Here is a 22,622-nt window from a genome sequence, read left to right as displayed (position 1 = left end):
TATATGGTTACTGTTTCACCCTGATAAATTTTAATACTTCAGGTAAAAATTTGACACCTTCAGATTCGAAATATTTTACAAGGTTTTCGGATGTATCAGTCATCTTAACACTATCAACTGTTTTTTCTGGAGTTGATTTTTCTCTAACCGTACTTTCAGGTGTCGGAGTAGTTTTTGTTTCCCTGTAGTATACCTCTCCTTTCAGTTTTCCTGATTGTACTGCGGAGATAATTAGCTCAGGATCAAATTGATAGAAAGAGAGAGTGTTATCATCAGAAAAGGAGTATTTGACAAAAATAAATCCTTTATCACTTTCTGATACACCCTTTTCGATATCTTCATATCTGACATTTAAATAATTATTTGTACCTGTTCTGGATATAAAAAAGGGAATCTCTACAATATCAAGGCTTCCATCCCCCTTATGCTCAATACTAAGCGCTATCATAGTATTATCAGCCTTTTCCCCGATGTGAAGATATACCGTATCATTCTCCTTGGATTCCAGTTTCCATAAACCTTCCATTTTTTTATCCGGTTCAGCCGGAGGGGAAAGAGGATTTACAGAAACCCATTGAGAGCAAGCTGATAAAAGAATAGTAACCAAAGCAACTATAATCAGATTTTTAATCATGATAGATCTCCTTTCATGATGGTTTAGGTTAAAACACGATAAAGATTATGAGGCATATCATGAAACATTACCTCTTTCTCAAAAACTAAACCATTCTTCTCTGCTACCCTTATGGATTGAATGTTAACAGAACGAATTAGAGATATTATTGATGGCACCTTTAATTTTTCTTTAGCATATTCAATACAACCCAATGCTGCTTCAGGGCCGTATCCATTCCCCCAGAATTCATCTGATAAACGATACCCTACCTCAACCTCTTTTTTTTCCTCGATAACCTGAGCTAACAGTCCGCATATACCCAAGAATGTTTCATCCTTTTTTCTGATAACAGCCCAGAAGCAATATCCGATCGTATTATACTGGTGTTGTATCTTTTCAAAGAATTCTTCCTTTTCCCTGTCATCAAGTGTCTTAGGGAAATATTTATGAACCTTTGGATTGGAGAGCAGACTGAAGAGATCTTTTTTATGCTCTTCACCAATTTTTTCCAGTCGCAGCCTTTTGGTTGCCAGAATAATTTCGGACATAATGTTTGAATAATGCTTTAATAAAGTGTCAAAGTTGTCAGTCTCGTAAAAAGTTAAATTTACCTCATTGACGTCATCCCCGCGCAGGTGGGGATCCACTTGGGATATCAAAAAGTTAAATCAATGGATACCCGCCTTCGCGGGTAGGACGGATAATTATTATTTCATTTATATTATTTTCAATCATTGATCTAGATTTTTTACACTGATGTTAAGCCCAAAAAATAGAATTTCCCCTGAAGGCTGTAAAGCTCTCAGGGGAAATATAGGTGATAATACTCCATAAAAGTCTGGTTCTATTTCACCTTACATTCAAAATTGGCTGCATCATCCGTGCTTCCTGATCCCTTATATACAGCTACCTTCGGGTATGGGCAAAGGGGCCTTGTCATCTGTTTCTGGCCCGGCACCGGGGCAGTGGTTGCTATAATGGTCTCAGGGGCCTTTCCGCTCGTAACCCAGTTATCAATCACAGATAGCATATCAACAACGTTTGGCCCTGTGCCACCGGAACAATGACTCATCCCCGGGATCATGAAGAGCCTTGCGGAATCAGCAACGTTATCCTTATCGAGCTTTTCTGTCATGGTCTTATAAAATGCCACAGTATTTGCAGCAGGTATAAGGCCATCTGCCCAGCCATGTGAAAGCAGAAGTTTTCCGCCACCATTAAAAAACTTTGAGAGCCCGTCCGGCGGCACATCCAGTATATCAGATGCCGCCTTGTATGATGCAGCAAGGTCTTTATCATAGTCAAAGGATTTGAAATCCCATGCAGGATCCTCAAACACAATGTCCCTGAAATATGAAACCGCACCAGGAAAGGGTTCAGTCCCGCTGGTAAGCATGGAAAGCATCTGCTCGCTTCCCGGTGTAAAACCTGAGAATACAACCTCTTTTGTCCGTGGATTTTTTACTCCGCCGTAGACATTACTCAGCGCCTCAATCTGGGTTAAAGTCAGGCAATTCTCATTTTTCGCTTCACTGCATGCAAGCACTTTGGGGTCATAACTGCACATCTCCGGCCATGAGACAATACCATCCTTTACACCATCCTTCTCATCGCACTTATCCATATATGCCCTATTTGAAAGCATAAGATCAGCAGAAGAAAGATTATAGGCATTGTCCTTCATGGCAACATAACCTGACCATAATGAGCTGATCATAAGCCCAACCATGGGGTTGGCCGGGGCCATTGATGAGATGCCGTCAAAGTCATCCGGGTATCTGTATGCGGCCATAAGCCCCTGACGCCCGCCTGTTGAACAGCTCACCCAGAATGACTTATCCTCTTTTTTGCCATAATAGGCAGCCAGCAACTCCTTTGCCTTGACTGTCATCTCATGAACGGCACGGTGGCCGAAATCAACGAGCTTTTCTCTATGGCCTATAGCCCATTTTGCATCCATACCGCTTCCAGCATGACCGGTGTCTGTAGCAACCGCGGCATACCCCTTTGATACAGGCTCTGCCATGGACGAATGACTTATGGTCCCTGCCCATACACCATTACCAATACCAACAAGTTTACCGTTCCAGTTTTCTTTTGGCATCCATACCTCTATTTTAATGTCTGAGTCAGAGGTTGGAGTAAGTGTGGCTGTAACACGACAGAATGCAGGGGTGCCCTGAAATGGATTACCTCCAGGCCCGCCCATCATAAAGCCTGCTGCGGGCGGTTTAAACTGACCGGCCTCAACAATTGCCGCTGTATCTATCTTACCATCCTTGATTACAAGAGAGGCAAGTCTCTCACATGAATCTGCTGCCATGGCAGGAAAGGTTGACAGGAAAACCAGTATTACCGGTATAAAAACCCATTTAAATCTGTTAACCATTTTCATCTCCTTTTTATGGTGTTACGCATTCAAAGTTTTCCGCATCATCAATGCTACCTGTGCCCTTGAAACGGGCCACTTCAGGATATGGGCAGAGTGGCCTTGAGCGGATGATCTCTCCATTCTTAATCTGTTTTGCGATTATTTTATCAGGGGCCTTTCCCTTTTCAACCCAGTTCACGATATTGGTTACGGAATCAAACTGGTTGGGACACTCACCACCGCTGCAGTGTGACATACCAGGAACCATGAAGAGCCTGAAAAATTCAGGGGTGCCCGGGCCATTTACCTTCAGGGCCTCTTCATAATAGTTGACCCCCATCATGGGCTGAAGCACGGGGTCTGCCCACCCATATGTCATTAATAGTCTCCCGCCGCGATCCCTGAATCTTGATAGATCAGGATCTTTTGCATTTGCTATTTTTCCCCAATCATCCAGCATATGGATGTCCTTATTAAAATCAAATGTCATGCAGTCATAGTCAGGTTTGGGCGGATTATGCACAAGATAACGCATGGTATCCTGGGCCAGGCCAAAATCTGCTGAAGGCATACCCGGTCGCGCACCTATGATAAGACCCATCCAGCCGCTCTGCGAGGGCCCGCCAAACATGCCCGGCATAACTGCTTCACTACCTGGCATGAAACCGGGAAAAATATTTTCGCCGTTGCTTACAGGCCCCTGATAGACCTTTGCTATGGCCTCTGCCTGGGCTATCGTGAGACAATCAGACCTATCTGCCCCCTCTTCACATGCTGGTACATCTTTAACAGGGTCAAAACCACATTTACGCGGGTCATCAATAAGCCCATCCTTTAAACCGTCTATCTCATCACACTTTGCCATAACCCTCTCTGCAACAAGAGCCATTTTTTCTGCTGTAAGTGTAATGCCATTCAAGGCCTTCTCATTCCATATGGCCCCTATGGTAAAACCTGTCTGATCCACCCAGGGGGCATTTGCTATTATACCATCAAAATCTTCAGGAAAACGCTGCGCCTCTATCATCCCCTGGCGCCCCCCGTTTGAGCAGGAATTCCAGTATGAATATTTTATGGGGGCAGCATAATAGTCGGCAGTTATTGCCTTGGCAGTTACTGCTGTAAGGTGGACTGCCCGATATGCATAATCTATAGCCTTTTGAGGGTTGCTCATTACAAATGAGGCGCCTGGCTCTTTTGTTGTATCATGGCCTGTATTGGTGAGGGCAATTGCAAACCCCTTGCCTATGGCCTCCTTTACCTGGGGAACCTGCATAGGATCATCAAGGGACTGCCCTGCATGACCGCCATTACCTATCATATAAAACCTGCCGTTCCATTTTTCAGGGAGGTTTACCTCAAAGGCTATCTCAGGATCAAGCATACCCCTTACCTTGCAGAAACCAGGGGTACCCGCTTCAGCCGGTATTTCAGTTGCCCCGAGCTGGATTATATCATCTGCCTTAAAACTGCTCATTGAATCACATGATTTTACCGGTAATATCTCTGCCTTTGTGTAATCCACAGCCAGTTCTGTTGTTACATCCGGCTGAGGTTCGCTTTCAGGGCGATCCTTCTCACAGGCGCTGAATAAAAGACAAAATAAAATAATGATACCGAGCAAATAGACAAATCGAACGCTTTTAAATTTTCTTTTCTCCATGACCTCTTCCTTTTTGATAATTATTTATAATAGCATTTTGCGGCACTGCAAATAGCTTGAAAAACCTGGATTCCCCGGTCAAGCCGGGGAATGACGAACTTGGGAATATTCAATTATCATAACCTGACAATAAAGAGCTGAACGCTGATCGCTGAATGCTGAAAGCTCTAATCAAATAATAATATTTTTTGATTATAAATTATGTTCACTCCTGTTTATCACATCATCCTGTATACCTGGTGACAGTTGGGTAAAATATGCGCTGAACCCGCCTATCCTCACAATGAGATCCTTGTGTTTTTCAGGATTCACCTTTGCGTCTTTCAGTTCATTGGTATCAACCATGTTGTATTGAATATGAGAGCCATCATTACCCATAAATGCATTTGTATATGCAACCAGTTTACCTATGCTCTCCTCGCTCTGTACAATGGATGAAGAAAACTTCTGATTGAGAACAGATGCATATGACTCCCTTGATCCTGCCTTTAAGGCAGAGCGAAGCACTGCTGTAGGCCCTTTTTTGTCTGCACCACGCATGGGTGATAGAGAGCCGTCATTAAGAGGTTCAAGGGACTTTCTCCCGTTCGGAAGTGCGCCTACACCAAGGCCACCGAAATAATGCCAGGCAAGCCCTTCCCGCGCCACAAGATATTTTCTGTATGGGGAGTTATCATAGCTCCTTATAATATCGTAAGAATCTTTGCTTACTTTTGCGACCAGGCTATCCACCTCATCAATATCATTTCCATACTTGGGCTGTCTGATACACATCTGACGAATCTCTTCACCCTTTTTACCTTCAAAGTTGCTGTCAAGGACATCGAGCAGTTCCGACATGGTAAGTTTCTTATCATCAAATACCAGTTTCTTTATTGCCATTAGGGAGTCAGCAGTATCTATTAAGGCACGATCAGAAAAGCCGAAGTTAGAGTAATCGGGATGCGGGATCAAAAGGTCCTGCCCGTTTTTCATGGTCTTTTCTATGCCCATTACTGAAAGGAACGGAAGTCTCACATATTTGGGCTGTTCCTTTCTGGCAATAGCGCCAAGCCAGAATACACGATGAGTAAAGAATTTATGCTGTATCATCACGGCATTATACAGATCATTAAAACTCTTAAATTCCTTAGGGTCACCTGTCTGAACACCGGTTAATCTTCCATTTATATCAATACCGTTATGCAGGGCCAGGTGCAGCATTCCCGCCATATTGGTAGCAGCAACACCATCAGAGCCGTAATGCTCGGCCTTTGAAGGCAGACACGGGTACACACAACCCAGGCCACACCACTCCCTGGCCTCTTCAGCAGGAACTCCATCCTCAACAAAATGAGAGATAACCACCTCGTCATTTTCAAAGAGGGGTATGCCACCCTTTGTAGCCATGTTTGTTCGTATGGCCTTGCTCATAATCCAGTCTGGTGTGCCTTTATTCCATCTGAGCCCGACAGTAGGGGAAGAAAGCTGTAAAAGCCCAACCATATGGAGAAAAAGATAGGTCAGCTCGTTTGTCGCATCCACACCATTTTTATCAACACCGCCCAGCATAATATTATTGATTGCAAAATTGATCTGGTGTGACTGCTTCAGGCTCTCAGCGGCTATAAAGGTCTGGGTGCCCCAACGTCCGATGAGCTCTGCCAAAAGTTCAGCTGCCCTTTCCAGTTTAATACGGCCACTGTTTATATCATTGATAAAGTATTTGTACAGGTACTGATCTCCCCTGCCCCACTGTGGATTATTATGCATGGGGTTTTCATAATTCTTGCACACCCCCATGATGGCCATGCACTGGAGCGCCTCATGAAAGGTTCTTGCAGGGTGTTCTGGCACATATTCACATATACGTGCTATTTCAAGAAGCTCAGCCTTGCGTTCTGCCTTTGGTTCACTCTCTGCCATCTTTCTTGCTAAAGCAGCATACCTGTGTGCATGGGCTATTGCAGCCTCGCACACAATTATTGCAGATCTCCAGAAATGAAGTTTATCAATGTTCGTATCCTGATTTTTTATAAACTCATCTATATGGGCCTTTGCCTCATCGATAAAACTTCTTACGCCTTTATTAAGGATATTTCCCCACATGAGCACGGAGGTACACTGGGGAAAAAAGCCTGTATCAAGTGTCGGGTCTTTCAGCTTTGCATCTTCGGCATCCTTTGCCCATGAGCCAACCACCTGTTCCCATACCTTGTATGTCATTTCAGGGGCTGTCTTACCTATAAATACACGTGCACTGTCTCTAAGTACCTCAAGGCTTTCCCTGTCCAGGCCGACATTGGCATCCATTGTGACATTGATCTCACCCTTATCCTCCCACAGGCCGGGGATATAGTCCCCGGATATATCAAATGATGTTGCACATCCGATCACATTCGGGGTGAGCCTGCCCACTATTACATCAAAATCCAGGATGCGGATCTCTATATTTTTAAGAATCTTTTCCAATAGCTTCGCACGCCTGATCTGAATATCCTCTCCCTCGGTCTCCTTCCATGATTCTGCAGTCCATTTTGCCCTGTCGGCAAAAAGTCTCCACCCGGATGATTTCACTGCCTGTTTCCATTGCTGGATACGTTTACTTAGTGTAAGCTTATCTATCTGGTCAAACAGCTTCTTATTAATGTCGGTCATTTTTATCTCCTTGCTTATATATTACCTTGAGATCGTGCAGTTTATACCACGATCAGTATATGCCTTTTTAACCATTTCTATCTCTTCTATTTTCATAATAGCGGTCTCTCCCATACGATACGCCATATCGAGCGCCCTGTACTTGTCCTTGCCCATCCTGTGAAAGGGCATGAGTTCAAGCCTTAATGCATTATTACCGAGCCCCTTTAAGAACCCTGCTGTTGCGTCAATATTTGTTTCAGTATCATTTACGCCTGGTATCAGGGGATTGCGGAATATGATATCCGCATTGTTTTGAACCAGGAATGCTGCATTTTCCAGTATCATGTTATTGGTATTGCCTGTGTTAGCCTTATGGATTTCCTCATCCATGTGTTTAAGATCAAATAGAAAATGATCTGTTACAGGCAGAACCTCCTGAAAGCTGTTTAATTTCACATTACCGCAGGTCTCAATGCAGGTATTTATATGCTCCCCGTGGCATAACTCAAAAAGTCGTTTCACAAAGTCAGGGTGCAGCATGGGTTCGCCCCCCGATACAGTTACACCGCCTTTTGAAGTATCATAAAAAATCTTGTCACGCCTCACCTCATCCCATACCTCATCAACAGTCATGTGCTTTCCATATTTTACAAGGGCGCCATACATACAGTTTTCAGTGCATATACCGCAGGAATTACAGAGGGAATAATCAATACGGTGCTTGCCATTGTCTGTACTGATTGCATTATTCGGGCAGGTTTCAAGACATTTTCCGCAGCCTTTGCATAAGAGCTCGATAAAACCTATCTGAGGCAAGCCTGATATGCATTCAGGGTTCTGACACCATTTGCATGAGAGGGGGCAGCCCTTGAAAAAAACCACTGTCCGTATACCCGGACCATCGTGTATTGAATACCCCTGAATATTGGTGATAACTGCACTTTCCATATTAAAAGCTAAATCCTTAAATCACTAATCGGTAATTCTTCCAAACACTTATAAAAATTAAGCAGATATTATAGGTATGTCAACCAAATGTAAACAATAAATATGCCGATTATCCTGTGATTTCGGAAAGTTATTGAAGCTTCAACAACTTAGGGGTTAAATTTTCTCTAGTGACAAACCCGGTTTTTGCCTGTATATTTTTATTTACTGGTTTGAGATAAGAACCGGATGTTTTTATAACAGCTATACATGCAAACTGCTTTATTATTTTTTTACTCACTGGTCAACATTTTAAAGGTATATAAGATGAATAAAATAAAACTGTATTTAACAGTAGCCCTGCTTTTCATTCTCTCTTTGCATCTTTACGCCGCAGACCCTGTTTTAAAAAAAAATGATCAACTCCCATATCTTACAAAACAGGGAAATACAACCCAATTAATCGTTGATAATAAACCGTTCATCATTTGCGGGGGCGAGCTTGGGAATTCAACCTTTACATCCATTGAGTACATGGCTCCTGTATGGCCAAAATTAAAGGCGTTGAACATGAATACTGTCCTTGCGCCTGTGTACTGGGAACTGATTGAGCCTGAAGAGGGGGAGTTTGCATTTGAGTTGTATGATCAGCTCATAGGCGAGGCCAGAAAAATGGATTTAAAGCTGATCCTGCTCTGGTTCGGATCATGGAAAAACAGTATGTCCTCCCATGCCCCTGCATGGGTCAAAACCGATCAAAAAAGATTTCCAAGGGCCAAGGATGAGAACGGTATCAGCCAGGAGATATTAACACCCTTAAGCAAAAACAATCTCAAGGCCGACATGAATGCATTTAACGCCCTGATGAGACACATAAGTGAGATCGATAGCGCCAATAATACAGTAATAATGATCCAGCCAGAAAACGAGATAGGGATGCTTCCATCAGCCCGTGATTACAGCAATCTGGCGAATGAAAAATTTAATGCCCCTGTTCCAATAGAACTTATAAAATATATGACCGACAACAGGGGAACCCTGGTGCCTGAATTCCGTGCTGTCTGGGAAAGGAGTGGCTCTAAAACAAAAGGGACATGGGAAGAGGTATTTGGTAAAGGTGTGCATACGGATGAAATTTTTATGGCCTGGCACTTCGCCTCCTATACAAATGCTATAGTTGAAACCGGTAAAAAGATTTATCCATTACCCATGTTTGTTAATGCCGCATTAAACCGCCCTGATACCGCGCCGGGTAAGGGCTATCCAAGCGCGGGGCCACTCCCGCACCTCATGGACATCTGGAAGGCAGGTGGACCGGCCATAGATTTTCTGGCGCCGGATATCTATTTCCCAAATATTCAACACTGGTGTGACCTGTACACACGAAATAATAATCCCCTCTTTATCCCTGAGGCGGGAATAGATAATGGCACAGCAGCAAAGGCGTTTTTTACACTTGGCCGCTATGAGAGCCTGGGCTTTTCACCCTTTTCAGTAGAGTCCATTGAAAACCCCGAAGAATCTGATCTCGCAAAGGCATATGATATTATTAAACAGATAACCCCATTGATAACAAAACATCAGGGCAGTGATATTATAGATGGTATTCTTGTTGATAAAAAGAACCCTGAGATGAAAGTACAATTCGGCGAATATGAATTTACAGTAAGGCACACTCATACACTTGGGTGGGAGGCGGAAGCGGTAGACGAACACTGGGTTCCGGGCGGTGCAATAATAATAAGGACAGGTGAGAATGAGTTTTATGTTGCTGGATCAGGTATAGCAATAACCTTCATAGATAATAGTGATCCAGGTAAAAGGATAGGTATCCTCAAAACAGAAGAGGGCGGATTAAAAGACAATAAATGGCAGGTGATCCGCCACTTAAATGGAGACCAGACCCACCAAGGAAGGCATATCAGGGTCTTCAGAAATGATTTCTCCATACAGAGATTTGAGCTGTATGAATATAGATAGTGTCCATCCAAAAACTGTTGTTTTGGATTCAAGCGGTCAGCCATTAGCGTTCAGCTTTCAGCGAAAGGCATTAAAAACAACGATTTGGCTGACAGCTGATAGCTGACTGCTGAAAGCTCCATCCAGAATTTGCCTCTTTCTGGATGGACACTAGATAATATTAAGGTAAACAGTATGTCCTTTCGGAATATAATTTTATATGTGATGAGTGGTACAGGCAATACCTATCGTGTGGCCGAATGGATGAAGGAGATAGCTGAATCCCATGCTGTGCCCACAGAGATCAAAATGATCGACCATGTAAAACATGGAGATGAAATAAAACCGGAGGAAGAAAGTCTGCTTGGTGTAATGTTCCCCGCTCATGGACTGATGGCCCCATGGTCGATGATCAAATTTTTATTTTGCATACCTTCCGGAAATAATGCACCGGTGGTCATCATTTCTACCAGAGGGGGGATACCGCTTGGCCCTGTTGTTATACCTGGGGCTGTAGGTTTTGGAAATTTTCTAGCAGCAATCATTTTATTGGTAAAGAGATACAGGGTTAAGGGCATGTTCAGCCTGGATATGCCTGTGAACATGATAAATTTTCACTGGGGGATGAACACAAAAAATATTGAGTCAATGTTAATCAGGGCAAGGGGCAAAATTGGCCCGGTAATGGATCGTATTCTAAATGGTAAAAAGGTGTTTTATTTCGGGAATAACCTCTGGGAGCTTGCCTGGGCTGTTCTATTGTTCTGGTTGATCCCGGTTTTCCCCATCATTTACCTCCTTGTCGGCAAGCTGTTTATGGCAAAGATGATGTTCACAGACAACCGGTGCAATGGTTGCGGAGTATGCGCCGAATTCTGTCCTAACCAGGCAATCAGGATGAGACAGGCCGGAAAGAACAAAGTGCCTTTCTGGACATACCATTGCGAAGCATGCATGCGATGCATGGCATACTGTAAAAAGGAGGCAATAATTGCAGGCCATTCATGGGGAGTATTACTTTTTTTTATCACATCTGTGCCAATAAATTTTCTATTACTGCGAAAGACAGGTCTGTTCGCCGCTATGGGGATTGAAAACCTCTGGGTAAAACAGATTATTGAAATGGTTTATGTAATTCCTGCCATAATTATTTCATACTGGATATACTGGCTGCTTATCCGGATACCGTTTGTTAATACCCTGTTTACCTACACCTCTCTCACAAGATATTTTCGCAGGTATCATGAGCCCGAAACCAGACTGAAGGATTTTGAGATAAAAAATAAAGAATCTCTTCATTAAAATTGTCTGATCCGCTTCAGATAAAAACATTATAGACCCTTATTGATTGAGTCGGTATTATGGTGTACACTTTTAGTGTACAAAAGGAGGTTCAATATGCTGGAAGTCAACATAAGAGATGCGAGATCCAATCTTAGCGCTCTGTTGGACAGGGTTGAGACCGGAGAAGAGATCATTATAAAACGAAGAGGAAAAACAATAGCTAAAATAGTTTCACCTCAGAATAATTGGAAGCTGCCGAGTCTTAAGGATTTTCGGTCATCAATAAAGATAGGTGGTAAATCAATGAGCCAATCGATTGTGGATGCCCGAAAAGAGGATCGTTTTTAATGATATATGTCGATACAAGTGTTCTTGTTTCCTATTATTGTCCTGAACCTCTTAGTTTGATAATTTTAAACCTAATAATCTGCCCCTTTAAGGAATCAACACGAGAGCATATACCCCCCATCAATAACCATTACAGTGCCGGTTACCTGAGCAGATGCTGGTGAAGCAAGGTATACGGCCATTGCCCCCACCTCGATCGGTTCACCAAACCGCCTGGCCGGCATCTGGTTGATTATATATGAAAGCTCACTCTCAGGTATAAATTTGGAAAGCTCGGAATTGGTAAAACCGGGAGCTATTGCATTTACACGGATATTGTATTTGCCCATTTCAACAGCCATGCAGCGTGTAAAGTGGCTGGCTGCTGCCTTGGCAGTACTGTAAGGGCTCATGGGCTGTGTCTTGTTAACAATAAACGCCGCATTTGATGTGATATTGATGATAGACCCGCCCTTGCCAGCATCCCTCATCCTTTTTCCTACTTCATAGGTCATATGGACAGTACCGTTCAGGTCTGTATTAACCACATTGTACCAGTCGGTAAGCTCATCATCCATGTTAAGGAGCTCATTAAAGCATGATATACCTGCATTATTGACCAGGATATCAAAATTTTTATAGGCATCGTATGCCTCCTTAACAGACTTTCGTACGCTCTTTATGTCGGTAATATCACATGAAAAAACCCCATGCCTGCCGCCAATAGCGTTAAGCTCGGCCATGGCCTCCTTTGCCTTGCCTGTATCACGGCAGAAGATGGCAATATTGGCGCCGCTCTGCGCCATTGCATTAGCTATCCCCAGACCAAGCCCCCTGTTACCCCCGGTTATGAGGGCGTTTTTTCCGGTAAGATCAAATGCGTTTTTCATGCTGGTAATTGACTGGATCATTTTTATCTCCTTTTTCATTCAGGTTGTATTACATCAGGCACCATGCTTTATTAATAAAAAGTTTAGGCACATTTAATACAAGCATTTAACATTATTTTAATATACTTAATATTATTTTTAATATATTGTCATAAAATGTCCATCCAGAATTTGTCTCTTTATGGATGGACAATATATAGTCAAAAGAAAAGGATATTTTCAAGTAAATATGTTTTTACACCGATATTTCTTTCATAGATGAACGGAGACAATCAATGGTTGAAAAGCCCCCATATGAAGAACTGGTTGAACGGATTAACAAACTTGAAAAGGAAATAGACAAACAGAAAAAAGCTGAAGATATCCTTATAGAAAAGGAGAACAGCCTTAAAACCATACTCCAGAACCTGCCCGGTGATGTGATAGTCCATGACCTTGAAGGAAAAATCCTGCTGATAAATGAGGAGGCCGCAAGGGTAAAGGGTTACCCGGAAAAAGACCTGCTCAATATGCATGTACAGGATCTTGACCCTGATACAGTAACAAGAAACGACATGGAAAATGTGTGGCTTAAACTCAAGCCAGGCAAGGCAGTCCGTTTTGAATCCGTATCAGTCAGAAAGGATGGCACCAAGTACATAAGTGAGGTAAACCTTAACGCCGCTGAACTGGGAGGCAAGCCTGTTATTCTGGCAATATCATTTGACATAACCGAACATAAACGACTGCTTAATATACTGGAGCAGAGCGCTGAAATGGAGCGGCTCATAAGCGAGATATCCTCCGAGTTCGTGGGATTAAGTTCAGACCGGATTGACCGTGGCATAGATAAGGCACTGGCCTTGATTGGTGCATTTTCAGGCGCTGATCGAGCCTTTGTGTTTCTGTTCAGGGATGACCTTGAAATAGTCGACAATACTCACGAATGGTGTGCACAGGGGATCAACCCTGACAAAGAGAATCTGAAGAACAGAGAGCTGTCCCAGTATCACCCAATGCTGGCGAGTTATATCGAGAAACATGAGGTATTTAATATGCCTGATGTTGAGGCCCTGCCAGAGGAATTCAATATTGAAAAAGAACATCTCAAGGCAAATGGTGTAAAATCCATGGTAGTGGTTCCTATGAAGCTTGATGACAGGATGATCGGTTTTATAGGTCTGCATTCGATGAAAAGGCATCAGGCATGGAGTAATGAAATACAGTTTCTATTGCATATGGCAGGGGAAACCCTGAGCAACGCCATAGAGCGCAGGCGCGCAGAAAAAAAGTTGAAAGAAAGTGAAGAGAAACTTGCCAGATCAAAAAAAATGGAATCACTGGGTCTGCTGGCAGGAGGGGTGGCGCATGATCTTAATAATGTCCTGTCAGGGATAGTAAGTTATCCGGAGCTGCTGCTTCTGGATCTGCCGCAGGATAGTAAGCTCAGAAAACCTATAAATACCATACTGGAATCAGGGAACAGGGCTGTTGCGATTGTGCAGGATCTGCTTACCATAGCCAGAGGAGTCGCATCGCCTAAAGAAATTCTAAACCTGAATATTATTATAAAGGACTATTTGGACTCACCCGAGTTCAGCAAAATCAGGCAATATTATCCCGGGATCAAGGTCCGAACTAGCCTGGATGATGAACTGTTCAATATTCATGGGTCTGCTATCCACATAAGAAAGATCATAATGAACCTGGTTTCAAATGCATCAGAGGCAGCTGAGAGTACAGGTCAGATAACCATTTTCACAGCCAACAAATACCTTGACAGGCCTGTTAAGGGATATCAGGATGTTAAAGAAGGAGAATATATTGTTCTTTCAGTAGCGGACAATGGACCTGGCATACCTCATGAGTACATAGAAAGGATATTTGAACCCTTTTTCACCAAAAAGCAAATCGGCAGAAGCGGTACCGGACTTGGTCTTGCCGTTGTATGGAATATACTTCAGGATCACGAAGGATATGTAGATGTAACAAGTGACAGTAAGGGTACAAATTTTGAGCTGTACTTCCCTATAACCAGGGTTGAGACAAGAAAAAAAGAGGCGCCTTTATCCATAGATGAATTAAAGGGTAAAGGAGAGACCATCCTCGTTGTTGATGATGTAGAGACTCAGAGGGAAATCTCATGTTCAATATTAAATGCGCTTGGATACAATTGCGTTGCTGTTTCCTGTGGTGAAGATGCTGTCCAGTATATAAAAAAGAACCCGGTGGAGCTGATTCTGCTTGATATGATAATGGAGCCGGGTATAAACGGGTGCGAAACATACAGCCGAATTAAAAAGATAAGGCCTGATCAGAAGGCCATTATTGTAAGCGGTATGGCTGAAACCATTGAGGTTAAAAAGACCCTGGATCTGGGGGCAGGTCAATACCTCAAAAAGCCACTTACACTTGAACGGGTTGGCCTGGCGGTTAAAAAAGAGCTGGGGAGATGATACCTCATTAAACCTTACCAAGCGCAGCTTTAACCCTTTCAGGTGTCATGGGCATTTCAAGGAGCTTTGCCCCCGTTGCATCAAATACACCTGATGCAATAACCGCACCCATGCCAATTACAGCAGGCTCGCCCGCGCCATGCGGCGGATCATTATCCTTTTTAAGTATCACTGTATCTATCTTTGGCACCCATGAAAACCCGGGAATCCTGTAGGTATCAAAATTTTTATCCAGTATAGCGCCATCACTGAATCTTATGCCTTCTGAAAGGGCATACCCCATGCTCATAATGCATGCCCCCTCCATCTGTATCTTTGTCCCCTGTGGGTTTATACAGAGCCCCATGTCATATACACAAACGACCCTTTTCACCCTTATTTCACCGGTTTTTTTATCCAACTCGATCTCGCCTATATGAGCCACATAGGTATCAACATCTATACCGCACGATATGCCAATGCCTCGGCCGCTTAAAGGTTTTACAGGCTTATAACCAAATTTTTTAGCAGCGGCCTTTAAGACACCGATCATCTTTTCATCCTTAAGGTTTTTCAATCTGAACTCAAGCGGGTCAATACCTGCCTTTGCCGCCATAAGACTTATCTGCATCTCCTTTGCATGAATATTATTAGGGACTCCAGGGGCCCGCCAGGGGCCAATTCTGAATGGATGAGCGCCAGGCGGAGGCATCATCCATGTGCCATAAATGTTCACCATTTGGTGAGGTATATTATATATGACCTCAGCGCCTCCATCACCGGCCATATACACATTAGAATTCCAAAAGACAATTTTACCCGAACCATCAATCCCTGATTTTATCTTCACAATTGCAGCAGGTCTGAAGGTGTCATAAAAAAATTCCTCCTCTCTTGAAAATGAGACCTGAACGGGCCTTCCTGTCAGATGCGACAGCCTTGCTGCCTCAAGCGCCTCAAGGTTACTGTCTGTAACCATTGTAAGCTTCCCTCCAAAGGCTCCACCCACAAAAGGTGTAATAACCCTTACCTTGTCAGCAGGAAGCTTCATCCCCTCGGCGACTGTTCTCTGGACTGCAAATGGCGACTGGGTAGATGCCCAGATGGTGACCTTGCCATTTTCTATGGTTGCGAGGCTCGTGTGGGTTTCTATTGGTGCATGGGCCACATAGGCGCTTGTATAAGTCTCTTCAAACAGCTCCTTTGCCAGTTTCATCCCCTCTTCAATTTCTCCCTTCTTCTCCTTTACCTGCGCCTGCACAGGGGTCTGAAGAAGATGCTCATATATATTTTTATCATTGAGTTTTAAACTGGGCAGATCATATTCTGTCTTTACCATGCTTAAAGCCTTTCTGGCAATATCAGGGGCTTCATGCAGAAGAGCAATAAAATTATCATCTTCAATAACCTGCACCCCCTCTATCTTCTTTGCCTCGGAAAGAGCAGCGCTTTTCAGTAATGCTCCATGTACAGGGGGCCTCAGGATGGCTGCGTACAGCATGTCAGTAAGCCGGATATCACCGGCGTATTGCGCAATGCCAGTAACCTTTTTGTATGCATCCTGATGAAAATATGGTTTACCAATAAACTCAAAACCATCGGGAGATGTAACAGATGGCTTTGTTTCCAGATGTTTTTCTATTATATTTCCCTTTGCAAGGGTACCATAGGTGACTTTTGCATCAGATTTTTTTGTGTCAAACACAACACCATCTTTTGTTTTAAGTCTCTCAACAGGGGATTTCAGATACTCTGCCGCGAGCAGCTTTAATACTCCCTTTGCCTCGGCAGCAGCGCTCCTGACCTGCACACCTACAATTCGAATGGACATTGAACCGCCTGTACCAATGTCCCAGGGGCATGTATCAGTATCACCCATGACCATGTCCACACTGTCATATGCGACATCAAGCTCCTCTGCCACCAACTGTGGAAAGGATGTAATAGTGCCCTGCCCCATATCCACCTTTCCGATAAAACATGTAACCCGTTCGTCAGTGCCTATCCTCAGGAATGCGTTAAAATCAGGGGTAGAGCCAAACCCGGGTTGTGCTATAGAGCTGCCTGTGTCACCTATGGTGCAGTAAATAATGATGCCACCCCCGATTAACCCAATTTTCTTGAAAAAATCACGTCTGTCATAATCGATATCACTACTTACTGGGCCTTTCATCAAATCATCTTTATGATTTTGTTTCATGGCATTACCCCTTTTTTAATATTTTGGCAGCATCAACTATGGCATCTATTATCCTTGGATGGGCCCCGCAGCGGCAAAGGTTGCCATCCATTGCATTTACTATCTCTTCTTTTTTGGCATTAGGATTTTCTGTGAGGATACTGTGCGCCTTCATGATCATGCCCGGTGTGCAAAAACCGCACTGGAGCGCATCATGATCAACAAATGCCTTTTGGATGGGATGGAGCTTGCCACCCTTTTCAAGACCTTCAATGGTAGTGACCTTTGATCCTGCCACATCCCTTATACGAACCTGGCATGACTGCATGGCATCACCATCAATAAGCACAGTGCATGCCCCGCATACACCTTCACCGCATCCATATTTTGTCCCGGTAAGACCAAGCTCGGTCCTGAGCACCCATAGAAGTTTTCTGTCACCTTCGACCTCAAGTGTCACCGGTTTATCATTAATAGTGAAACTGATCTTTTCTTTCATTTTGTGACTCCCTAATGTGGTTTGGCTGGACATCTTTTAAAGTGATTGTAAAGGATTTCTCTGATTTTGCAAAGAAGTAAAAATAAAGGCCGGTTACACATAATAACCGGCCTTAAGGATGATCTTTTTATTGTTATTTTGCAACAGCCCTTTTCAGATTATTTGCCTCCATTATTTTAGCAAGATTAGTCTCGTTAAGTGAATAAAAAGACATTATTAAAAGGGCAATAATGCCGCAACCGGCAGGTATATAACATATAATATCCATAAGTTTTCCTGCCATCTCTGTAGTCATCTCAGTATTTGCAATATAACCTATATAGTCCAGCCCAACCCCTCCCACTGCAACAGCAAGCGATGATGCAATTTTAATGGGAATAGTAAACATAGACATAATAAAGGCACTGGCATCCTTGCCTTTTTTGTAATAGCCATACTCAGCCGCATCCATATACATTGCCTGACGCATTGGGCCGGCCACACCCAATAAAAGGCTTCCCGAACAAACAATGATTGTAAAGTGGTACACACTTAACATGCCGAATGCACGCAGCATAAAATATGCGGCTGCTCCCCATGCCATGGCTATAATATATGTTTTTTTCTTTCCGAGAAGATTGATAACAAAAGGGGCATACAATGCAGTTACAAAGCTTAGAATACTTGTGAAGAGTGTGTGGGTAGACATCCAGAGTTCATTTTGAGCTATGTATTTTAAATAATATACAGCCATGTTCAACATGCTGAATATACCGAGTTGAGACATGCAGTCTGCAGCCATTAAAAGTAAAAGCTGCCTGTTTGTAACAAGCTGGACAATTATTTCCCATAAAGTAATTTTGTTTTCGGTTCCCTGATTCTTATCAGAGCCGTTTGTTTCAACTCCCTTTGTCTGGTAAAAAAGATTCCAGTAACCGAACATCTGGAAAAAGCCAAGTAACGCAACAATGTAAAAATAGGCCATTGTTGGGCTGCCACCCTTTAAATAGGTCAGCAAAGGGATAATTCCGAGGCTGAAGACAATCTGACTGGCCATACCAAACTGAATATTTCTTACAGAAATCCTCAGTCTTTCATTAACATTGGTTGTCAGAACCGAAATAAAACCCAGGTGCGAGTTAAAAGCGAAATTCAGGCTCACATGACCTATTACGTATGCGGCTGTCAGGTATGCCATTTTAGCGCCATAGCTTAATGGCAGGTTTGTAAAGGAAAGAGTGAAAAATATAAATGTGGTGATTGGTACAAACAGGAACCATGACCTGAACTGCCCCCACCGCATCCTTACCTTCTGGATCATACTGCCAGAAATAAAAATCGAGATGGTATCAAGGGTACCTCCAATAAGCATGATAATACCCAGATCCATAGGAGATATCCCTGCAACGTCTGTCAGGAATATGGAGTAGTACATCATCCCCAGGGACATCATCAGAGACAGGCTGAAGTTTGCAGCACCATAACTGTTAACAACAATACCAGGAAGCTTTTTTTCCACTTTAAAGTTCTCCTTTAAGACAAATAATTTGGTTTATCTCATAAGCGCCGCATGATTTCCGAACAATAATAACAGGCATTATGTCCTGCCATTTGCGCCTCTTTCAGGTTGCTGATACTACATATTCAGAGGAGAAATTGTCAATACAACTTTTTGTTTTTATGCTGAGAATTATTAACCGATTGGTAAAGAGCTGATCGCCTGGGATAGGTATTTGATTTACTAAATATATAACAGTTTTTTATGAGTTTTATTTTATCTGCATCATATCAGGGTTACAATATTCTATAGCACATTTGTTTCAATAAACTGTTATTTTTATAAAATCGGAAAAGATAGAGGGCGAATAATTATTCGCCCCTATTTTGTCCATAGAAAATTTCCTTCTAAAAAAAATACAAATAACATTGATCATTGCATCAGGAGGCAACCCGCCTCATTAATTTATATTTTTTCCCGCTCCTTATATTTTGTGTGAAGCAGGTGATGGGATTTTTCACCGAGCGGCTTCTTTAAAAACTCCTCGTATATCTGTTTAATTTCAGGGTTTTCATGTGACTTGCGGATCTCTTTTCCTTCATCTTCCTTGTAGATGGCCGCTATCCTTTTTTCCCGGACAGAGTTATCGGTAAATCTCGGTTGTCCGCCCCCTCCGATACAACCGCCTGGGCAGGTCATTACCTCAACAAAGTGATATGATGCTTGCCCGTTTTTCAGACCATTTAAAACCTTTCTCGCATTTCCCAACCCATGAGCAACAGCGACCTTTAATTCAACACCCTCAAGAAAAGACCATTCCTTAACCGTCCCGGTTATTTTAATTGATGCCTCCTTGATCCCTTTAAGGCCTGCAACAGGGGCAACATGCAGCTTATCCATGGGAAGCTCTTTACCTGTAATTATCTCCCATGCTGTTCTAAGTGCCGCCTCCATAACGCCGCCAGTATTGGCGAATATATCAGCCGCCCCGGAACTTAACCCTATGGGTGAATCCATCTTTTCATCAGGAAGTGTGGTAAATTGAATACCCGCCTGCTTAATCATCCTTGCAAGCTCCCTAGTGGTAAGGACATAATCAACATCCGTAACCCCGCTTGAGTTCATCTCGGGCCGGTTTGCCTCAAATTTTTTCGCGGTACATGGCATGACCGATACGACAATAATATCCTCGGCCTTTTTACCTATCTTTGATGCGTAATAGGTCTTTGCAACAGCCCCGAACATCTGCTGGGGTGATTTACAGGTGGAAAGGTTTGGCAGATACTCAGGAAAATAGTATTCCGCAAATTTAATCCACCCTGGAGAACAACTGGTAAACATGGGGAGAGCTACCTTTTTCTTATCCACCAGCGCTGTTTTAAGGCGTGTTAAAAGTTCAGTCCCCTCCTCCATTATGGTGAGATCAGCGGTAAAATTGGTATCAAAAACACCATTAAAACCCAGTCGTCTTAAGGCGCTTACCATCTTACCTGTTATAAGTGTTCCCGGCTCATAACCGAATTCCTCTCCAAGTGCTGCCCTGATTGCAGGGGCGGTCTGCACAACAACATATTTAGCAGGATCATCAATGGCTGCCCATACCTTTTTTATATCATCCTTTTCACTGATTGCCCCTACCGGACAAATTGCAGCACACTGGCCGCACTGAACACATGCAACACCGTCAAGGTTCAATGCAAATGCCGGGCCTATTACAGTATCAAAGCCTCTTCCCTGGGGGAAAAGTGCGCCGACTGACTGTATCTCATTGCATACTGTTACACATCTTCTGCACTTGATACACTTTGAATTATCCCGAACAAGGGCGGGTGTACTGTCATCAATAAAACTTTTCGCTGTCTCACCCTGATATGTTACCATCTCAATGCCCATTTCACGGGCTATGGCCTGAAGTTCACAGTCTTCATTTCTGTTACAGGTAGGGCAGTTGCCCCCGTGTTCCGAGAGCATGAGTTCAACAACAGTTTTCCTTGCCTCCCTTACCTTTTTTGTATTGGTAAATATTTTCATCCCTTCAGTAACCGGGGTTGCGCATGAAGCCGATAAGCTCCTGGCCCCTTCTATCTCTACCAGACAGACCCTGCATGCGCCCTGTGCCGGGCGCCCTTCCAGATGACATAATGTTGGTATTTTGATACCGGCTTTCCTAGCCGCTTCAAGTACACTTGAGCCATCTTCAACTGAGACCGCTGCATTATTTATAGTGACATTAACCATATTTATCTCCTGTTTTCATATCAAATCATCATTTACCATAATCGCAGCGCAGACAGCGTTTTGACTGCCTGACCGCTTCAGCCTCGACCCATGGTTGCTCAACCTCATCAAAATTATTCTGACGTCGTTCTACAGCAAGAAGCGGGAGCTTTTCTCTCTTGTAAGGTAGCGGATCAGCGCTTGGGTCATAACTGGTAACGACTTTTTTCTCTTCTCTCCAGAAGGCATGATCTTCACCGGTAAAATACATGTCAATGCCGTATGCTGCCCGTTCACCAGCTGATATCGCCCAGATAACAGAGGCAGGCCCGCTGGTTAGATCACCACCCGCAAATATCCATGGCACAGAAGTTTGGCCTGTACGCGCATCTGTTTTGATGCGGGAATCCCCTATAATATCGATATCTGTACCTGCAAGTATATGTTTCAGGTCAGTGGTCTGCCCGATCGCAAATATCACCTGGTCAGCCTCAATAACAAATGTCTCTTTGCTTGTTTCAGCCTTCCTTCTTCCGCTGTGATCAAAATCACCCAGGGTCATCTCAACACAGCGCGCGCCAATGACCTTATTATCCTTAACCTCTATCTCCACAGGATTAACAAGCCCGCGTATGGTAACACCTTCCTGTCTGGCCTCCTCAATCTCTTCAGCGTAGGCAGGCATCTGTTCAATGGTCCTGCGATATATAACTGTTACATCAGCACCAAGGCGACGGGCAGTTCTTGCAGCGTCTATTGCGGCATTTCCACCGCCCACTACCACTACCCTGTTTCCACATTTAACAGAACCCCTGATATTGTATTCTCTTAAAAATTCCACTGCCTCATCAACACCTTTAGCGTCAGAGCCCGGCATAACAGGCCGGATTCCATCTGGGTTTCCAATGCCTATAAAGATGGCCTCATATCCATCTTTTTTAAGACTATCAAGGGTAAAATCACGGCCCAGTTTTTTCTGAGTAATAATTTCTACACCCATGCGTTCTATCATGCGTATCTCGCGGGCAATTGTCTCCCTTGGAAGGCGGTATGCAGGGATGGTCTGCACAAGCATTCCTCCCGGTCGCGCCTCACTTTCAAATACAACCGGCTTGTAACCCATCCTGGCAAGAAAATATGCGCATGATAAACCTGATGGCCCCGCCCCTATTATGGCGAT

16 protein-coding genes are annotated in these 22,622 nt (G+C 43.5%); 4 read left to right on the top strand and 12 right to left on the bottom strand.

All coding sequences use genetic code 11. The features are described from left to right. Nucleotides 1-7: 7 nt before the first annotated feature. The 6 genes from GX654_16135 to GX654_16110 form a co-directional block, all read right to left on the bottom strand. A complete protein-coding gene (locus tag GX654_16135; GenBank protein ID NLD38391.1) occupies nucleotides 8-634 on the bottom strand; it encodes a hypothetical protein in 627 nt (208 codons plus the stop codon). Nucleotides 635-657: 23 nt separating this feature from the next. Continuing rightward, entirely contained in the window at nucleotides 658-1,164 is a 507-nt protein-coding gene (locus GX654_16130) for a GNAT family N-acetyltransferase (GenBank protein NLD38390.1), read from the bottom strand. Nucleotides 1,165-1,460: 296 nt separating this feature from the next. Beyond that, complete coding sequence (locus tag GX654_16125; protein NLD38389.1) at nucleotides 1,461-3,005, bottom strand: tannase/feruloyl esterase family alpha/beta hydrolase; 1,545 nt, start codon at nucleotides 3,003-3,005, stop codon at nucleotides 1,461-1,463. Between the two features lie 13 nt (nucleotides 3,006-3,018). Next, nucleotides 3,019-4,650, bottom strand: a complete 1,632-nt coding sequence (locus GX654_16120; GenBank protein NLD38388.1) for a tannase/feruloyl esterase family alpha/beta hydrolase — start codon at nucleotides 4,648-4,650, stop codon at nucleotides 3,019-3,021. A 192-nt stretch (nucleotides 4,651-4,842) separates the two neighbouring features. Further along, nucleotides 4,843-7,287 (bottom strand): hypothetical protein, encoded by a 2,445-nt coding sequence (locus GX654_16115; GenBank protein ID NLD38387.1) that lies wholly within the window; start codon nucleotides 7,285-7,287, stop codon nucleotides 4,843-4,845. A gap of 21 nt (nucleotides 7,288-7,308) precedes the next feature. After that, nucleotides 7,309-8,217 (bottom strand): glycyl-radical enzyme activating protein, encoded by a 909-nt coding sequence (locus tag GX654_16110; GenBank protein ID NLD38386.1) that lies wholly within the window; start codon nucleotides 8,215-8,217, stop codon nucleotides 7,309-7,311. A gap of 306 nt (nucleotides 8,218-8,523) precedes the next feature. Here GX654_16110 and GX654_16105 point away from each other — a divergent pair, with 306 nt between their 5' ends. The 3 genes from GX654_16105 (at nucleotide 8,524) to GX654_16095 (ending at nucleotide 11,787) form a co-directional block, all read left to right on the top strand. Then, complete coding sequence (locus GX654_16105; protein ID NLD38385.1) at nucleotides 8,524-10,176, top strand: DUF5597 domain-containing protein; 1,653 nt, start codon at nucleotides 8,524-8,526, stop codon at nucleotides 10,174-10,176. 174 nt (nucleotides 10,177-10,350) lie between these two features. After that, entirely contained in the window at nucleotides 10,351-11,457 is a 1,107-nt protein-coding gene (locus GX654_16100; protein NLD38384.1) for a 4Fe-4S binding protein, read from the top strand. Between the two features lie 96 nt (nucleotides 11,458-11,553). Next, a complete protein-coding gene (locus GX654_16095; protein ID NLD38383.1) occupies nucleotides 11,554-11,787 on the top strand; it encodes a type II toxin-antitoxin system prevent-host-death family antitoxin in 234 nt (77 codons plus the stop codon). Between the two features lie 95 nt (nucleotides 11,788-11,882). On the opposite strand, the gene GX654_16090 is transcribed toward GX654_16095, so the two are convergent. Next, the gene (locus tag GX654_16090; protein NLD38382.1) at nucleotides 11,883-12,677 is read right to left on the bottom strand and encodes an SDR family oxidoreductase; all 795 of its coding nucleotides are present in this window, start codon (nucleotides 12,675-12,677) and stop codon (nucleotides 11,883-11,885) included. 254 nt (nucleotides 12,678-12,931) lie between these two features. Between GX654_16090 and GX654_16085 the strand changes: the two genes are divergently transcribed. After that, the gene (locus GX654_16085) at nucleotides 12,932-15,091 is read left to right on the top strand and encodes a response regulator (GenBank protein ID NLD38381.1); all 2,160 of its coding nucleotides are present in this window, start codon (nucleotides 12,932-12,934) and stop codon (nucleotides 15,089-15,091) included. A gap of 7 nt (nucleotides 15,092-15,098) precedes the next feature. On the opposite strand, the gene GX654_16080 is transcribed toward GX654_16085, so the two are convergent. From GX654_16080 to GX654_16060, 5 genes are all read right to left on the bottom strand, one after another. Next, nucleotides 15,099-17,270, bottom strand: coding sequence for a molybdopterin-dependent oxidoreductase (locus GX654_16080; GenBank protein NLD38380.1), 2,172 nt, complete (start codon nucleotides 17,268-17,270; stop codon nucleotides 15,099-15,101). Between the two features lie 4 nt (nucleotides 17,271-17,274). Beyond that, entirely contained in the window at nucleotides 17,275-17,748 is a 474-nt protein-coding gene (locus GX654_16075) for a (2Fe-2S)-binding protein (GenBank protein ID NLD38379.1), read from the bottom strand. A gap of 133 nt (nucleotides 17,749-17,881) precedes the next feature. Continuing rightward, a complete protein-coding gene (locus GX654_16070) occupies nucleotides 17,882-19,246 on the bottom strand; it encodes a hypothetical protein (protein NLD38378.1) in 1,365 nt (454 codons plus the stop codon). 444 nt (nucleotides 19,247-19,690) lie between these two features. Further along, on the bottom strand, nucleotides 19,691-21,463 hold the full coding sequence (locus tag GX654_16065; protein NLD38377.1) for a 2Fe-2S iron-sulfur cluster binding domain-containing protein: 1,773 nt from the start codon (nucleotides 21,461-21,463) through the stop codon (nucleotides 19,691-19,693). Between the two features lie 28 nt (nucleotides 21,464-21,491). Further along, a partial coding sequence (locus tag GX654_16060; protein ID NLD38376.1) for an FAD-dependent oxidoreductase occupies nucleotides 21,492-22,622 on the bottom strand: 1,131 nt, incomplete at its 5' end.

This window comes from Desulfatiglans sp. (assembly GCA_012513605.1).
Lineage (GTDB): Bacteria > Desulfobacterota > DSM-4660 > Desulfatiglandales > HGW-15 > JAAZBV01.
This window is presented reverse-complemented; position numbering and strand designations above follow the sequence as displayed.

Excerpts from the sequence above, each read along its gene's own strand:
- GX654_16135 (NLD38391.1), bottom strand. The coding sequence starts at position 634 with ATGATTAAAAATCTGATTATAGTTGCTTTGGTTACTATTCTTTTATCA.
- GX654_16130 (NLD38390.1), bottom strand. The coding sequence starts at position 1,164 with ATGTCCGAAATTATTCTGGCAACCAAAAGGCTGCGACTGGAAAAAATT.
- GX654_16125 (NLD38389.1), bottom strand. The coding sequence starts at position 3,005 with ATGGTTAACAGATTTAAATGGGTTTTTATACCGGTAATACTGGTTTTC.
- GX654_16120 (NLD38388.1), bottom strand. The coding sequence starts at position 4,650 with ATGGAGAAAAGAAAATTTAAAAGCGTTCGATTTGTCTATTTGCTCGGT.
- GX654_16115 (NLD38387.1), bottom strand. The coding sequence starts at position 7,287 with ATGACCGACATTAATAAGAAGCTGTTTGACCAGATAGATAAGCTTACA.
- GX654_16110 (NLD38386.1), bottom strand. The coding sequence starts at position 8,217 with ATGGAAAGTGCAGTTATCACCAATATTCAGGGGTATTCAATACACGAT.
- GX654_16105 (NLD38385.1), top strand. The coding sequence starts at position 8,524 with ATGAATAAAATAAAACTGTATTTAACAGTAGCCCTGCTTTTCATTCTC.
- GX654_16100 (NLD38384.1), top strand. The coding sequence starts at position 10,351 with ATGTCCTTTCGGAATATAATTTTATATGTGATGAGTGGTACAGGCAAT.
- GX654_16095 (NLD38383.1), top strand. The coding sequence starts at position 11,554 with ATGCTGGAAGTCAACATAAGAGATGCGAGATCCAATCTTAGCGCTCTG.
- GX654_16090 (NLD38382.1), bottom strand. The coding sequence starts at position 12,677 with ATGATCCAGTCAATTACCAGCATGAAAAACGCATTTGATCTTACCGGA.
- GX654_16085 (NLD38381.1), top strand. The coding sequence starts at position 12,932 with ATGGTTGAAAAGCCCCCATATGAAGAACTGGTTGAACGGATTAACAAA.
- GX654_16080 (NLD38380.1), bottom strand. The coding sequence starts at position 17,270 with ATGAAACAAAATCATAAAGATGATTTGATGAAAGGCCCAGTAAGTAGT.
- GX654_16075 (NLD38379.1), bottom strand. The coding sequence starts at position 17,748 with ATGAAAGAAAAGATCAGTTTCACTATTAATGATAAACCGGTGACACTT.
- GX654_16065 (NLD38377.1), bottom strand. The coding sequence starts at position 21,463 with ATGGTTAATGTCACTATAAATAATGCAGCGGTCTCAGTTGAAGATGGC.